This is a genomic window from Brevundimonas sp., from assembly GCF_027484365.1.
Classification (GTDB): Bacteria; Pseudomonadota; Alphaproteobacteria; order Caulobacterales; family Caulobacteraceae; genus Brevundimonas.
In genome coordinates, this window is the sequence record NZ_JAIXTC010000006.1 from 1 (window position 1) to 15,285 (window position 15,285).

At 68.8% G+C, this 15,285-nt stretch carries 12 protein-coding genes; 6 read left to right on the forward strand and 6 right to left on the reverse strand.

Annotated elements, in window-relative coordinates; all coding sequences use genetic code 11:
* Positions 1 to 242: 242 nt before the first annotated feature.
* Positions 243 to 1,109, reverse strand: a complete 867-nt coding sequence (locus Q0044_RS01510) for a LysR family transcriptional regulator (RefSeq protein ID WP_298158604.1) — start codon at positions 1,107 to 1,109, stop codon at positions 243 to 245.
* A gap of 95 nt (positions 1,110 to 1,204) precedes the next feature.
* Here Q0044_RS01510 and bla point away from each other — a divergent pair, with 95 nt between their 5' ends.
* The gene (gene bla / locus Q0044_RS01515; RefSeq protein WP_298158607.1) at positions 1,205 to 2,134 is read left to right on the forward strand and encodes a subclass B3 metallo-beta-lactamase; all 930 of its coding nucleotides are present in this window, start codon (positions 1,205 to 1,207) and stop codon (positions 2,132 to 2,134) included.
* A 78-nt stretch (positions 2,135 to 2,212) separates the two neighbouring features.
* Here bla and Q0044_RS01520 read toward each other — a convergent pair whose 3' ends face one another.
* Positions 2,213 to 5,014, reverse strand: coding sequence for a TonB-dependent receptor (locus tag Q0044_RS01520; protein WP_298158613.1), 2,802 nt, complete (start codon positions 5,012 to 5,014; stop codon positions 2,213 to 2,215).
* 230 nt (positions 5,015 to 5,244) lie between these two features.
* Between Q0044_RS01520 and Q0044_RS01525 the strand changes: the two genes are divergently transcribed.
* The 3 genes from Q0044_RS01525 (at position 5,245) to Q0044_RS01535 (ending at position 9,305) form a co-directional block, all read left to right on the forward strand.
* Positions 5,245 to 6,699: a CehA/McbA family metallohydrolase domain-containing protein gene (locus tag Q0044_RS01525; protein WP_298158616.1), complete on the forward strand. Its 1,455-nt coding sequence runs from the start codon at positions 5,245 to 5,247 to the stop codon at positions 6,697 to 6,699.
* A gap of 105 nt (positions 6,700 to 6,804) precedes the next feature.
* The gene (gene rpe / locus Q0044_RS01530) at positions 6,805 to 7,485 is read left to right on the forward strand and encodes a ribulose-phosphate 3-epimerase (RefSeq protein ID WP_298158618.1); all 681 of its coding nucleotides are present in this window, start codon (positions 6,805 to 6,807) and stop codon (positions 7,483 to 7,485) included.
* Positions 7,482 to 9,305 (forward strand): heparinase II/III family protein, encoded by a 1,824-nt coding sequence (locus Q0044_RS01535; protein WP_298158621.1) that lies wholly within the window; start codon positions 7,482 to 7,484, stop codon positions 9,303 to 9,305. Before rpe ends, Q0044_RS01535 begins: the two co-directional genes overlap by 4 nt.
* Before the next feature lie 3 nt (positions 9,306 to 9,308).
* On the opposite strand, the gene Q0044_RS01540 is transcribed toward Q0044_RS01535, so the two are convergent.
* The 3 genes from Q0044_RS01540 to ftsY form a co-directional block, all read right to left on the reverse strand.
* Positions 9,309 to 9,920, reverse strand: coding sequence for a MarR family winged helix-turn-helix transcriptional regulator (locus tag Q0044_RS01540; RefSeq protein ID WP_298158623.1), 612 nt, complete (start codon positions 9,918 to 9,920; stop codon positions 9,309 to 9,311).
* Positions 9,921 to 9,999: 79 nt separating this feature from the next.
* Entirely contained in the window at positions 10,000 to 10,698 is a 699-nt protein-coding gene (locus Q0044_RS01545) for an inner membrane-spanning protein YciB (protein ID WP_298158625.1), read from the reverse strand.
* Positions 10,699 to 10,701: 3 nt separating this feature from the next.
* Entirely contained in the window at positions 10,702 to 11,655 is a 954-nt protein-coding gene (ftsY, locus tag Q0044_RS01550; RefSeq protein ID WP_298158627.1) for a signal recognition particle-docking protein FtsY, read from the reverse strand.
* 130 nt (positions 11,656 to 11,785) lie between these two features.
* Here ftsY and Q0044_RS01555 point away from each other — a divergent pair, with 130 nt between their 5' ends.
* Together Q0044_RS01555 and Q0044_RS01560 are read left to right on the forward strand one after the other, a co-directional pair.
* Positions 11,786 to 13,828 carry an NAD(+) synthase gene (locus tag Q0044_RS01555; RefSeq protein WP_298158630.1) on the forward strand — a complete coding sequence of 681 codons (2,043 nt, stop codon included), beginning with the start codon at positions 11,786 to 11,788 and terminating at the stop codon, positions 13,826 to 13,828.
* Between the two features lie 79 nt (positions 13,829 to 13,907).
* Positions 13,908 to 14,132, forward strand: coding sequence for an alkylphosphonate utilization protein (locus tag Q0044_RS01560; protein ID WP_298158631.1), 225 nt, complete (start codon positions 13,908 to 13,910; stop codon positions 14,130 to 14,132).
* Positions 14,133 to 14,323: 191 nt separating this feature from the next.
* On the opposite strand, the gene Q0044_RS01565 is transcribed toward Q0044_RS01560, so the two are convergent.
* Positions 14,324 to 15,205 (reverse strand): alpha/beta fold hydrolase, encoded by an 882-nt coding sequence (locus Q0044_RS01565; protein WP_298158632.1) that lies wholly within the window; start codon positions 15,203 to 15,205, stop codon positions 14,324 to 14,326.
* Between the last annotated feature and the right edge of the window lie 80 nt (positions 15,206 to 15,285).

Consider the following 15,285-nt stretch of genomic DNA (forward strand, 5'->3'; position numbering starts at 1 on the left):
GCGATCCCAGATTTCAGCCCGCTGAGCCGCCGAATAGTAGATCCGCCGCCGCTGCTTCATCGCCCACGCTCCATCTCCGAAGAAAAGCTAGCGTGTTGCGTTCACCGGTTGAGCCCACCGTCGAAAGCGGACGGTGGCTCCCAGCCGTAAAGCCGACGTGGACGCCAGGCGAACGCCGACCCGCTTACGGAAGCGGGCGGAGGCGGGCAGGAAAACGACCCCGCGAGGCACGCCAGGCCGCCCTATATGATCTCTGCTTTCAGCCACGCCTGAAAGCGTCGCATGGCGGAGGTTTCGGGACGCGATATCAGCCGGGTGAGCCAGTAGCGGCCGACATCGATCTCGACCGCGAAGGGCTGGATGAGCAGTTCCGCCGCGAGTTCGCGGGCGAACATGGCCGGCGGCGCGAGCGCCACCCCGAACCCGGCGGCGGCGGCGGACGCCATCAGGGCCGAACTGTCGAAAATGGGCCCCCGCAGGATCGGTGGAACCATGCCCGCGGCCTCGAACCACAGGGCCCATTCGTCCGGACGGTATGAGCGCAACAGCCGTTCGTGGACGAGGTCGGCGGGGGATTTGAGCCGTGCCGCGATGGCCGGAGCGCAGACCGGCGTCATCGGCGCGCCGAGCAGCGGTTCAGCATGGACGCCATGCCAGGCGCCGTTGCCGAACCGGATCGCGAAATCGAGCGCTTCGGCGACCAGATCGACGCGGTTGTTGTTGGTCGAGATGCGCAGGTCGATCGAGGGATGGGCGCGGGCGAAGGCGTCGAGGCGCGGCAGCAGCCAGCCGGTCGCGAAGGTGCCGACGACGCCGACCTTCAGCGGTTCGCGGAACCGGCCTTCGCCATATTGATCGAGCGTCGCAGCGACGCGGTCGAACATCTCGGCGAGGACGGGGACGAGGGCGTGACCCTCATCGGTGAGCGCGATGCCACGCGGCAGGCGGTGGAAGAGGCGGGTATCCAGACGGCGTTCGAGCTGGGCGACCTGATGGCTGACGGCGCCCTGGCTGACGCAAAGCTCGATCGCCGCGCGGGTGAAGTTGAGATGGCGCGCCGACGCCTCGAAGGCACGTAGCGCATTGAGGGGAAGTTGGGCGCGATCCATCGCTCACTCTCAAATATTCTCATGGCTCTGTCGAGAAATCATCCTTTGTCCTGGACACGGCTGATCGTCATTTCAGGGGGCAGAAGGGAAACGCCATGATCAAATTGATGACGGTCGCAGCCTGGCTGGCGGGCATGAACGCCCTGCCTGTCTTCAACCCGGAAGACGCCCGCGGACACGCGGTCACGGCTGCGGCGAGCGGCTTCGCGCAAGATACGGACGATCCGCTGACGCGGCCGATGGAGACGGAGCGCGCCGAAAGGTGGCTCGCACCCTTGCCGCCCGAGAAGATTTTCGGGAACACCTATCTGGTCGGATTCGGCGGGCTGAGCGTTGCGCTGATCGATACGGGCGCGGGCCTGGTGCTGATCGACGGGGCCCTGCCGCAAGCGGCGCCGATGATCCTGGACAATGTCCGCCACCTCGGGTTCGACCCCGCAGACATCAAATTTATTCTAAGCACCGAGCCGCACTTCGACCATGCCGGCGGCCTCGCGGCCCTGGCGCGCGATACGGGCGCGACGGTGGTGGCGAGCGCCCGCGGCGCCGACGGATTGCGGGCCGGGGCCCTTCTGGAGGACGATCCCCAGCGGGCCTATGGCGGCGTCTGGCCGGGCGTGACGCGGATCCGGGTCGTGGAAGACGGCGAGGTGATCCAGCTCGGCCGCACAGCGATCACCGCCCGCGCCACCCCGGGGCATACGATGGGCAGCATGAGCTGGAGCTGGCGGGCGTGCGAGGGCGAAGGCTGCAAGGCGGTCGTCTTCGCGTCGAGCCTCAATCCCGTCTCCGCCGACGGCTATCGCTACAGCGCGCCGGCGAACGCCCCGATCCTCGACGGGTTCGCTGCGACCTACAGGCTTATGGATGGAGTGGCTTGCGACATTCTGATCTCCGCCCACCCCGACAATGCGGGCGAGGGGCGATACAGCGACAGGCCCGGCGCGTGCCGGACCTATGTCCAGCGATCACGCGGACTGCTCGCGACCCGCCTGGCGAACGAACGCAACGGGACGGCGAGATAGGCCTGTTCTGTGTCGGCCTCGGTGTCAGCGAATGTCCCGGCGTAGCGGCGGACCGCCACGCCGGGATCGTCGAAGGACCTAGAAGGTCGCCCGCAGGCCGAGGTTATAGCTCGGGCCGTATTCGTGGATCTGGAACGGACGGTTCTCGTTGCCGAAATAGACCGCCTGACGCGCGTCCAGGATGTTGGTGCCCTCAGCGAAGATCTGGAAGGTCCCGTTGACCTGCCAGGAAGCGCCGAAGTCCAGGGTGCCGAAGCCGTCGGCCATGATGGCCGAGTTCTCGTCGAGGACCGCGTTGGAGCCCGGGCTGATGTTGCCGTTGGCAGCGAAGTCAGACCGGTAGGTGTAGCTGAAGTGCGCCTCGAACGGGCCACGTTCGAAGAAGGGGTTGATCGAGAAGCTCTCGTCCGACACGCCCTGGAGGCCGGCGGTGGTGACGACGCCCGGCGTGGCCTCGATCTGGGCCTCGCTCTCGGTGAAGGTGGCGCTGGCCGAGAGGCCGAGACCCCAGTCCAGCTTGTAGGAAACGCCGATCTCGAAGCCCCGGATGGTGGCGTCGCCGATGTTCTGGGGCCGGGTGATCTGGAGATCGGCCGTCAGGGTCTGGCCCGCCTGGGTGGCGAAGAGAATCTGTTCTGTGCGGGCGATGCCGCCGATGAAGTCCGAGATGTCCTTGGCGAAGACCGCGCCGTACAGGGCGCCGAAGTCGTTGAAATACCATTCCAGCGAGGCGTCGTAGTTGACCGAGGTATAGGGCTGGAGCTCCGGATTGCCGCCTACGCCGACCTTGGCGCCCGGCACCGCGGTGTCGAGCGCGGTCTGGCCCTCCAGGAACACGCGGGTGATCAGCCCGCTGTTGGGGACCACGGCGGTGCGTAGATCGGCGAGGGACGGCCGGGTCAGGGTGCGCGAAGCGCCGAGGCGCAACAGGACCTCGTCGGTCAGTTCGAAATTCAGATTCAGGCTGGGCAGGAACTCTTCGTACGATCCCTCGAAGGTCTGGGGATTGACCACGGTGGTGACGGCCCCGGCGGCGTTGCGACCGGCGGTCAGCAGGGTGCCCTTGACCAGGGTTTCGGTGGAGACCCAGCGAAGGCCGAGGTTGGCGTCCATCGGCACGGGGCCGAAATCGATCGAGAAGTCGGCACGGCCGTAGAGGGCGGTGATCTCCTCGTCCACACCATAGGACTGCTGCAGGTCGGCCCCGGTGGGGACCAGGTCGTCCGACTGGGCGTTGGTGTCGTTGGACTCGTTGGGGATGACGTAGGAGATGCCGTACAGGGTGCGGTTATAGGTCAGGCCCTGGCGGTACAGGCTGGCGATCGACTGGTTGAAGGCATTCGACGGCAGCTGCTGGTTCAGGAAGGCCGGGGTGTTGACGTCGATGCCGGGGCGGACGGTCAGGACGCGGTCGCGGCGCTGATAGTCCCGGCTGCGGTCGGTGTACTGGCCGCCGAAGCGAACGCTGCCCAGGGTCAGGGCCCCGAAGCGGGCGTCCAGATCCCGTTGGATGTTCAGCAAGGCGGTGGTGTCATTGTCGACCGAGTTGATCGGCCGGGTGCGGTAGGTGGTGGCCCGGGTCGACGTCGGGCTGGACAGATCCAGATTGGTCAGCAGCGAGGCGTATTCGCGGTTGCCGATGGGGTCGTCGCCGAAGTCATAGCTGTAGGTCAGGCCGACGGGGTTGTCGGCGGTCCCGCCGCTGATGCGCTGGAGCGGCACGGGCAGGAAGGAGTTGGCCTCCGAATAGCTGACCGATGGCGTCACGGTCCAACCGAGCACATCCCAGTCGGCCTGCAGTTTGACGAACAGGTTCTCGTGCTGCTGCTCGGAGTATTCGGCGTTGCGGTCGATGCGACCGCCGTTGATCTGGGCAGCATAGAGGATGCCGTCCTGGACCCGGGCGCTGGAGGCCACGAGGCGGGTGCTGAAGTCGGCACGGCCGCCGAAGGCGAAGCTGATGCGGTCCTCGTCGATGACGTTGTTGAAGCGCGAGTACAGGGCGTCGGCGCGCAGGGCGAAGCTGTCGGTCGGCTTCCACGACAGGCCGGCCATGGCGCTGATGCGGGTGCGTTCTTCCTGCTCAAGGGTCAGCTGGATCTCGTTGGGCACCGAAACGGTCGCGCCATTGACGACCCGGTTGGTGTAGCCCGTGGTCTGGACGCGATCGAACTGAACGTCGCGGGTGGCCAGGGACACGCCGGCGATGAAGCCGAAGGTGCGGTCGGCGTTGCGCCAGCCGGCCGAGAGGGAGCCGTTCGGCGTGTTCGCCTCGGTGCGGTTCTCATAATGGGCATAGAGACGCGCGGTCGCGAACGGCTCGGTGTCCAGGGCGTCGGCGGTGCGGATATCGATGTTCGAGCCGATGCCGCCGTCGATCAGGTCGGCGGTCGGAGACTTGGTCACGACGATGGCCGAGATCAGGTCGGCGGGGATGACGCGGAACTGGAACTGTCGGCCCGACTGGTCGGAGTTGCGGATGTTCTCGTTGTAGGCGATCGGCGAGCCGTTCAGGGTCACCGACTGGAAGTTGGGGCCCAGACCCCGGACGCTGACGAACTGGCCTTCGCCGGCTTCGCGCGAGATGGAGACGCCCGGCACCCGCTGCAGGGCCTCGGCGACGTTCACGGCGGGGAAGTTGCCGATGTCGGACGCCGACACGACGTCGGAGATCGAGTCGGCGCGACGCTTGATCGTCAGGGCGTCGGCCAGGCTGGTGGCGAACGACCCGGTAACGACGATGTCGTCGACCGATGTCTCGTCCTGGGCCGGAGCCGTCTGGGCCAGGGCGGCGGCGGGCGCGGCCACGGCGGCCAGGGCCACGGCGGCGGCGCCGGCCATCAAGGCGGCGCGCGTTTCGGTCTGGGTCAGGCGGATCATGAATTGTCTCCCGGTGTCATCGGGAGGTCGCCAGCCCCATGCGACGCGCTCCCCACGAAGCGGCGCCGTGTAGCCAGCAGGGACGACACACCTCAAGCCGATGAGAACAGGATTGCAAAAATTTCACACGATACACAGAATCGTCGTTGAAATTCCCATTTCTTGTGTAATCGGTGTCGTGTGTCAGTCACACTATTCTGTATTCAGGGCACGGAATAATGGAGAAAGCCATGACGTCATCCGTAGCCCTGGGACTCGCCCTGTCCCTTGCGTCGAGCCTGGCGTTCGCCCAGGCCGACGCGGGAGCGGGCGACGGCCGTCGCTGGCTGGCCGGCGACCATCATGTGCATAGCCGGTTCAGCGCCCGCTACACGCCCGACCCTGCGTCGCCCGAATCCCCGCCCCTCCCCCAGCTGGGAGGCGACGGCAATCACACGATCGTCCAGAACGCCGAGGCGGCGCACCGCTACGGCCTGTCGTGGATGGTCTCGACCGACCACGGCGGGCCGCTCCACGCCCGCCTGAACGCCGAACAGGCCTGGCCCGAGCTCCTGCAGGCGCGCGAGCGGGTTCCCGGCCTGGTCCTGTTCTACGGCATGGAGTTCGACACCCCAGGCGCCGAACACTCCAGCCTGATCATCGCCCCGTCTGCGCACGAGCGAGAGGATCTGCTGCATATCGAAGGGACCTGGGGCCGGCGTCAGCCCTGGCCCGAGGATCCGGCGCGGGACACCGAGGCCTTCATGCTGGAGGCGCTGCGCGACATGGCGGCGATGTCTCCGCGACCGGTGATGGTGACCAACCACCCCTCGCGCTCGGCGACGGGTCTCGGCCAGTACGGCGAGGTGCGTCCGCACCAGCTGCGCGACTGGAGCGAGGTCATCCCGCGTGTCGTCATCGGCATGGAGGGCGCGCCGGGGCACCAGGCGGACGGCCTGTTCGCCGACGGCCGTCCCGACCCGGCGGGCTCGCGCGGCATCTATCGCCGCTTCCCGACGATGGGCGGGTTCGACCAGATGACGGCGCGGCTGGCGGGCGTCTGGGACAGTCTGCTGGGCGAAGGCCGGCGCTGGTGGATCACGGCGACCTCGGATTCGCACACTCATCTCAGCGAAGGCGGCGACGACTTCTGGCCCGGCGAATACGCCAAGACCTGGGTGATGGCGCGACCCGACGGCGAGGACATCCTCGATGGCCTGCGCGAGGGCCGCGTATTCGTGACCACCGGCGACCTGATCTCGGAACTGGACGTGACGGTTTCGGCCGATGACCGCACAGCGACGATCGGCGGGGAGCTGGTGGTCGGCGAGGCGGACGACATCGTCGTCACGCTCCGCGTCCGCGACCCGCGGGCCGCCAACGCCGCCGGCCGCACGCCCTCGGTCGACCACATCGACCTGATCGTGGGCGACGTGACCGGTGGCCGGGCCGATCGTGACGCCGATGCAAACGCGACGACCCGGGTCGAGCGCCGCTTCACCGCCGCCGACTGGACGAGCGAAGGCGAGGTTCTGACCATGACGCACAGGCTCCCCGCCTCAGAGGCTCCGCGCTACCTCCGCGTCCGGGGAACCAGCGGTGTCGAAACCGAGCCCATGGTCGATACGCCCGGAGAAGATCCCTGGTCGGACCTGTGGTTCTACGGAAACCCCGTCTTCCTGACCGGGTCGACCGGCGCTCGCTGATCCCCCCCGGGCCCGGACCTCACGTCCCGCCCGTTCCAGCAGCCGGAATCGGCCTTTTGGCCCCCATGCCTTGCCCGTGAGGCCTTCCCGCCTTATCCCCGGACCATGCCGAACACGCCCCTGATCTGCCCGTCCATCCTGGCCTCGGACTTCGCCAAATTGGGAGAGGAGGTGCGGGCCCTGGAAGCCGCCGGCGCGGACTGGATCCATGTCGACGTCATGGACGGCCATTTCGTGCCCAATATCACGATCGGGCCGGACGTGGTGAAGGCGCTGAGGCCGCACACGAGCCTGCCGTTCGACGTGCATCTGATGGTCGCGCCGGTCGATCCGTGGCTGGAGGCCTATCGCGAGGCGGGGGCCGACATACTGACCGTCCATCCCGAGAGCGGGCCGCACCTGCACCGGACCCTGGGCCGGATCCGGCAGCTGGGCGCGAAGGCGGGGGTGGTGCTGAACCCCGGCACGCCCCTGTCCATTCTGGAAGAGGTAGTCGATCTGGTGGACCTGGTCCTGTTGATGTCGGTCAACCCGGGCTTCGGCGGCCAGTCCTTCATTCCTTCGACCCTGAAGAAGATCGAGCGGACGCGGGCCATCCTCGACGCCGCGGGATCGAAGGCCCACCTGCAGATCGACGGCGGAGTGACCGCGGCCAACGCCGGGGCCTGCGTCGCCGCCGGGGCCGACGCCCTGGTCGCCGGGACCGCCGTGTTCAGGGGCGGGCCGGACGCCTATGCGGCCAATATCGCCGCCATCAAGGCCGCCCCGCACGCCGGGCAAGCATGAAGCCGATCGGGCCCTTCGCCGACCGCAACCCCTCCACGCCGAACCTCGGCGACGGCGGCTCCATACCGGGCCTGCGCGGGGCGCCGGTGCGGACGCCGGTCCGCTCCAGCGGGGTTGTGACCGGTCCGGCCCTGTGGCCGGCCGTCGCCGGGCGGATGCTGACCCGCCAGATGTGGATCGAACTTTACGGCCTGCCCGGCTATGCGATGACCCTGGGGCTGGGCAAGGCGACGGCCTTCGCCGCCACGCCGCGCGATTTCCGCCCCGCCGACGCCGCCCTGGGCAAGGTTGTGCTCGGAGGGCGCTTCCCCCTGGCCGGGTCGAACCTGGAGGCCGAGGCGCCGGCCGATCCGTGGAACCGGCCGAGCCCGTCGAAGGCCTTCGCCGTCGACCTGCACGCCTTCGCCTGGCTGCCCGGCCTGATGCTGCATGGGGAGCGGGGCGCCCGCGAGGCGCTGCGGCTGACCCTGGCCTGGACCGACACCTTCTCGCGCTGGTCGCCCTTCGCCTGGGAGCCGCAGATCCTGGCGCGTCGGGTCTTCAACCTGGCCTGTGCGGCGAAAAGGATGGGCGCAGTGGCCTCCGAGGCCGACCGGCTGAGGCTGGCCGACACCCTGGGCCGTCAGGCGCGCCAGCTGTTGCGACCGCCGGGCGGACTGGCCGGCAGGGCCGAGCGGCTGGTCGCCGCGGCCGTGGCCGGTTGCGTCCTGGCGGGACCGGCGGGCGCGGGCCTGAGGCGCAAGGCCCTGGGACGGCTGTCGGGCGCGCTGAGGATCACGGTGGCGGGCGACGGCGGCCATGCCTCGCGGTCGCCCGAGGCCGGGATGGAGCTGCTGCTCGACCTGCTGACCCTGGACGACGCCCTGTCGCAGCTGTCGGAGCCCGCGCCGGAGGCCATGGGCGGATCGATCATCCGGCTGACGACCGCCCTGAGACTGCAGGTCCTGCCCGACGGCCGTCTGGCGGGCTTCCAGGGCGGCGGGCCGTCCAGCCCGGCCCGGGTCGCCGCCGCGCGCGCCCATGACGAACACGCCGAGGCGGCCGCCGGGGCCGTGGGCTCGGTCGGGGGTCTGGCCCGGATCCGCTCGCCGCTGCTGACCATCATGACCGACGCGGGATCGCCGGGGAAAGGCGCATGGTCCGAGGCCGCCTGCGCCCAGCCGCTGGCGCTCGAGATCGTCTGCGGCAAGGACAGGATCGTCACGGGCTGCGGCTGGACCCCCCGCGCCGCCGACCGCCAGGGGCTGAGGCTGACCCCCGGCCATTCGACCCTGACCCTGGGCGAGCAGTCCTTCGCCGAGCCCCTGGGCGGATGGAAGGGCGAGCTTCTGGGCCCCCGTCTGTACGGTCGACCCTATCATGTAACGTCGGAGCGCCGGGACGGCGACGGGGCGGTCTGGCTGGAGGTCGAGCACGACGCCTGGGCCCAGCCGTTCGGCCTGATGCACCAGCGCCGGCTCTATCTGGACCAGAGGCTGGACGAACTCCGGGCCGAGGAGCGGCTGCATCCCGCCGACGGCAGCCGCGACGTGGTCCGGGTCATCGCCGCCCCCTATGCGGTGCGGTTCCACCTCGAGCCGGGGGTGCAGGCCTCGCTGGCGCGCGATCGCCGGTCGATCCTGCTGCGCGGACACTCCGGGCGCGGCTGGTGGTTCAGGACCGATGGTCCGGACGTGGCCATCGAACCGTCCGTCCACGTCGACGAGGGTCTGACGCGGCGGTCGCTGCAGGTCGTGGTGCGCGGTTCTGCCCGGACGGACGCCGAGACCAAGATCCGCTGGAAGCTGAGCCCGGCGGGCGCGGCGGGCGACCCGAGCTGAAGTCTATTCTGCGACGGCGTCGGCGGCCTTCGGCTTCTTGACCTTGGCCGGCTTGGGAGCCTTCTTCGGCTTGGCCGCCTTCTCGGCGGCCTTCTCGGCCTTGCGGGCCTCCTTGGCGGCCTTCTTGAGGGCCTTGGCCTCGGCCTTTTCGAGATCCGGGGCGGCGTCGGCGGCGGCGGCGATCTCGGCCAGCATGTCGAGGAAGCCGTCGCGCTTGCCCTTGGGCAGGAGGCCCATGATCCGCTTGTCAGCGGCCTCGACGCGGGGACGGGCCTGATCCAGCAGCGCCTGGCCCTCGGCCGACAGGCGCACGGCCTTGGCGCGGGCGTCGAGCGTCGAACGTTCGCGCGACAGCAGCCCCTTGGTGGTCATGCGGGCGACGAGGTCGGCCAGGGTCGAACGGTCGATGCCGGTGGCGCGGACCAGTTCGGTCTGGGTCAGGCCTTCCTTGACGGAGACGGCCTCCATGACCGCGAACTGACGCTGGGTCGGGCCGCCGTCGCCGGCCTCTTCCGAATAGATGTCGAGCGCCAGCTGGAGGGCGCGGTGCATCAGATGGCTGGGCGATTCGGCGAGCGTGCCGGACCGACGGGCCTGTTTGCCGGATTTGACCATACTGAATCCCCTTGCCGTATGCGGAGGATTATCAGCCAAGCCTTACGGTTTAGCGACAGTGATACGTCAGGTGCGAAGGTCAGGGCGCCGTGTCGGGCCGCGCCGGCGCCGAGGCGTCGACGGCTTCTTCCGACACCAGGTTCTTCATGATCAACGGCACCTGGGACAGGCCGAAGACGGATGAGGCGATCCACAGGACGCCGCGGAAACTGACCCAGACGTCGGCCGGATCGATGTGGGCGTAGCCCATCCGGGCGGCGGTCCAGGCGACCAGGGCCTCGGACCGGACCAGTTCGTTGACAACGGCGACGGCCGCGAAATAGAGGCCGTAGCGGAAGGTCAGGGTGCGCCAGGCCGCGTCATTGACCGGGATGACCGTGCCCAGAAGCGCCTTCAGCGGCTGCTTGCCCAGCCAGAGGCCGCCCAGAAGGGCCACGGCGAGCGAGGCGTTGAGCACCGTCACCTTCAGCTTCACGAACAGGTCGTCGTTGAAGACGAGGGTCAGGACGCCGAAGACAAGGGCGAAACCGCCGACCAGCAACGGCATCAGGGCCAGCCGCTTCTCGACCATAAGGCCTGTGACCACGGCGACGACCGAACCGGCCACCAGACCCCAGGTGGCGTGGACCAGGGCCTCGTCGCCCGGCAGGCCGCGCGCGCGGAAGAAGATGAAGGTCGCGGCGAAGGCGGCGAGCGCTCCGAAATCGACGACCTGACGGATCCAGGTCGGCGGCTTGTGCGCCGGGGTCTCGGGCGTGCGATCGAGGTCTTCTGGCATGATCTAGTCCTCGAGGCCGACGAGCGAACGGGAGAAGGCGCGGGCGTCGAAGGGTTGCAGGTCGTCGATCCCCTCGCCCACCCCGATCAGCTTGATGGGGGCGTCCGACGCCTGGGCCACGGGGACGAGGACGCCGCCGCGTGCCGTGCCGTCCAGCTTGGTCATGACCAGGCCGGTGACGAAGGCGGTGCGGCCGAAGATCTGTTCCTGGGCCAGGGCGTTGCGGCCCACCGTGGCGTCCAGCACCAGAAGCGTCTCGTGCGGGGCGTCTGGATCGGCCTTCCGGAGCACGCGGACGATCTTGAGCAGTTCGTCCATCAGGGCGGACTTGTTCTGGAGCCGGCCGGCGGTGTCGACCAGGACCACGTCATAGTCCTCAGCTTTCGCCTTGGCATAGGCGTCGAAGACGAGACCGGCGGCGTCGGCGCCGTCGCGGCGGCTCTCGAAATGGGCCCCGGCGCGGTCGGCCCAGACCTTGAGCTGTTCGCGGGCGGCGGCGCGGAAGGTGTCGCCGGCGACGATCATCACCCGGGCGCCCTTGCCCGTCAGATCGGCGGCGATCTTGCCGAGGGTCGTGGTCTTGCCCGAGCCGTTGACCCCGACGAACAGGACGACATAGGGCCTGATCCCGCCGCCGACGCCGTCGGGGCCCAGCGGATCGAAGGTCGCCTGACGCGGCAGAAGCTCGGCGGCGACGGCCTCGGCCAGGGCCTCCTTGACCTCGCGCTCGTCGGACACCTTGCCGAAGCGCAGCTCGCGGAAACGGGCGACGATCCGGTCGGTGGCGGCGGGGCCGAGGTCGCTTTCCAGCAGATGTTCCTCGAGACCCTCGAGGGCGGCCTCGGACAGAGGCTCCTTCACGAAGGCGCCGACGACCGTCTCGGTCATCTGCTGGCTGGAGCGGGCCAGTCCCTGGCTGAGGCGCTGGAACCAGCCCTTCTTGGGCGTGTCGGTCATGGGAGGGCTTTAGCGGGGCCTGACAGCCGCGTCACGTGTTCACGTTCCTTCTCCCCTTGCGGGAGAAGGGAGTAGTTTGGGGCTCCGGGCCTTTGGCTCTATATGAGCATAACAGATCGAGTACCGCGCCTTGGCCAAGACCCACCCCTTCCATTCGGCCCGCACCCACGGCTTCGTCCGGGTCGCGGCGGCGACGCCGGTGGTCCATATCGCCGACCCCAAGGCCAATGCGGAGGAACACGTCGCCCTGATCCGGCAGGCGGGCGAACAGGGCGTGGACCTGATCGTGTTTCCGGAGCTGTCGCTGAGCGGCTACGCCATCGACGACCTGCACATGCAGGCGGCGCTGCTGGACGAGGTGGAGCGGCAGATCGTTGTCATCGCTACGGCCGCTGACGAGGCCGGGCTGGTCGCCGTGGTCGGTGCGCCGATCCGCAACGGGGACGCCCTGTTCAACTGCGCGGTCGTGCTGGGCGGCGGCGCGGTTCTGGGGGTCGTGCCCAAGACCTATCTGCCCAACTACCGCGAATACTACGAGAAGCGCTGGTTCGCGCCGGCGGCGTCGCGCGGCGAGGATGCGGTGACCCTGGGCGGGGAGAGCGTGGATTTCGCTCCCGGCCTGATCTTCGAGGCGACCAACCGGCCCGGCTTCGTCTTCGCGGTCGAGATCTGCGAGGATTTCTGGGCGCCCCTGCCGCCCTCGACCCGGGCGGCTCTGGCGGGGGCGCGCATCCTGTTGAACCTGTCGGCGTCCAATATCGTCATCGGCAAGGCCGACGAACGGGCCGTCCTGTGCGCCAGCCAGTCGGCCCGGACCCTGTCGGCCTATGCCTTCGCTGCATCGGGCTGGGGCGAGAGCACCACCGACCTGGCGTGGGACGGACAGGCGACCATCCACGAGCTGGGCGCGAAGCTGGCTGAAGGTGAGCGGTTCGCCATGACGCCGCACCTGACCGTGGCCGACATCGATGTCGAACGGATTGGCATGGACCGCCTTCGCAACGGCACCTTCGCCGACTGCGCGCGGATGGAGGGTGAGGCGGCGACGGTTATCCCGTTCGAGGCCGCCGGGGATCGCGAGGCGGGGCCGCTGATCCGCCCCCTCGACCGCTTCCCCTTCGTCCCCGACGATCCGAAGCGGCTGGATCAGGATTGCTACGAGGCGTTCAACATCCAGGTGCAGGGGTTGATGCGGCGGATGACGGCGACGGGCGCCGGGCGGCTGTGCATCGGGGTGTCGGGCGGGCTGGATTCGACCCAGGCCCTGCTGGTCGCCTGTGGCGCGTTCGACCGGCTCAAGCTGCCGAGGACCGATATCCTCGCCTACACCATGCCGGGGTTCGCGACCTCGGAGGGGACGAAGTCCAACGCCTGGGCGCTGATGAAGGCGCTCGGTGTCACGGGCGAGGAGATCGACATCCGCCCCGCGGCCGAGCGGATGCTGGCCGACATCGGACATCCCTGGGCGGACGGTCAGCCCGTCCACGACATCACCTTCGAGAACGTGCAGGCGGGTCTGAGGACCGATTATCTGTTCCGGCTGGCCAACCAGAACAAGGCTTTCGTCCTGGGCACCGGCGACCTGTCGGAGCTGGCTCTGGGCTGGGCCACCTATGGCGTCGGCGACCATATGAGCCACTACAACGTCAACGGCGGGGTGGCGAAGACCCTGATCCGGCACCTGATCCGCTGGGTCGCGCAGCGGGACGACATGGCCCCGGCGGCGGCGACCCTGCACGCCATTCTCGACACGGAGATTTCGCCCGAACTGGTGCCGGCGGGGGCGGACGGAAAGATCCAGTCGACCGAGGGGACGGTCGGTCCCTATGCGCTGAACGACTTCTTCCTGTTCCACATCACCCGCTTCGGCATGAGCCCGTCGAAGGTCGCCTGGCTGTGCCACCAGGCCTGGGGCGACGCCGCGCGCGGTCACTGGCCGGCGCATCATCCGGAAGCGGATCGGGTCGCCTATGATCTGGCGACGATCAAATTCTGGCTGCGGAAATTCCTCGTGCGCTTCTTCCAGACCAGCCAGTTCAAGCGCTCGGCCCTGCCGAACGGACCCAAGGTGGTGACGGGCGGGTCGCTGTCGCCGCGCGGCGACTGGCGGGCGCCCTCGGACGGCAATGCCCGGGTCTGGCTGGACGAGCTTGAAGCGAACGTGCCGGACTGAACGCCCTCCACTTTCCTCATCCTCCGGCGCGAAGCGACCGGAGGATGACGGAGGAGAAGGGATCGCCTAAAGGACCGGGATGACCGACGCCCCGACCAAGGACTCCAACGGCAACATCCTGTCCGACGGCGACAGCGTGACCCTGATCAAGGACCTCAAGGTCAAGGGATCGGGCGGGGTGACGCTGAAGCGCGGGACCCTGGTCAAGAACATCCGCCTGACCGACGACACCGACGAGATCGAAGCCAATGTCGACAAGGTCCGCGGCCTGGTGCTGCGGACGGAGTTCGTCCGCAAGGCCTGATTTCTCTCCTCCCCGTCCGAAGGATGGGGAGGTGGCGCGGCGCGTCTTCAGCGCCGTGACGGAGGGGGCGACGCGATATTTCCGCTGAGCACCACCCTGACTTCCGCCATTCCCTCGCCCCCTCCGTCAGCTCGCGAAGCGCTCGCTGCCACCTCCCCATTCGCCAAGCGGCGAACAGGGAGGAGACGTTCCTAAGGCACGTCCCGAAGGAACTCGAAGATCGCGGCCTTGGATTCCGGCTCGTCGAGCATGGGGGCGTGGCCGATGCCGGGGATCTCGGCGTAGCGCATCTCGGGCGCGGCCTTCTGCATTTTCGCGGCGATGTCGGCTCCCAGAAGGTCGGAGGTCCCGCCCCGGATCAGCAGGGTCGGGCGCTTCCTCGCCAGACGCCGGAAGAAGGGCCACAGATTGGGGACCAGGGCCCTGGCCCCGGCGGCGCGGATCGGCACAGCGATGTCGGGGTCGTAGTCGAGAACGGGAGAACCCTCGGTGCCGTCCCGGAAGACGCGGCGGGCGAAGGCGTCCCAGTCGGCGTCGGTGTAGTGCGGCAGGGCGACTTCATTGATCCGCTTCGCATAGGCGGCGGCGGCGGCCCAGGTCGGGGTGTCGACCGGCTGGCCGGAGTAGGCGGCGATACGGGCCAGACCCTCGGGCGAGACCTGGGGGCCGATGTCGTTGAGGATGGCGGCGGCGACGACGCGGCTCTTGAGCGCGGTGACCGCCATGGTGATCAGCCCGCCCATCGAGGTGCCGAGGAAGACCGCGCGCTCGATCCCGGCGACCTCCAGCAGGCCCAGAACGTCCTTCGCATAGACCGGCGGCTGGTAGGTCATGGGGTCTGTGGCGCGATCCGACCGGCCGCGCCCGCGCACGTCCAGCGCCAGGACCCGACGGCCGCCGCGCGCGATCAGGGGGGCGATGGCGTCGAAATCGGCGGAGTTCCGCGTCAGGCCATGGATGGCGATGACCGGCAGTTTCGCCGGACCGTCCGCGCCCGGATAGTCGCGCGCGAACAGGCTCAGCCCGTCGGACGAGGTCCAGCGACGCTCGGAATACAGTGGCTGTTCAGCCATGACGGCGCACTCCCAAACCAGAACGCCCCCGCGTCCCCGTCAGACTATTTCATCACCCGGTGAACAGGCCAGCGAATTGC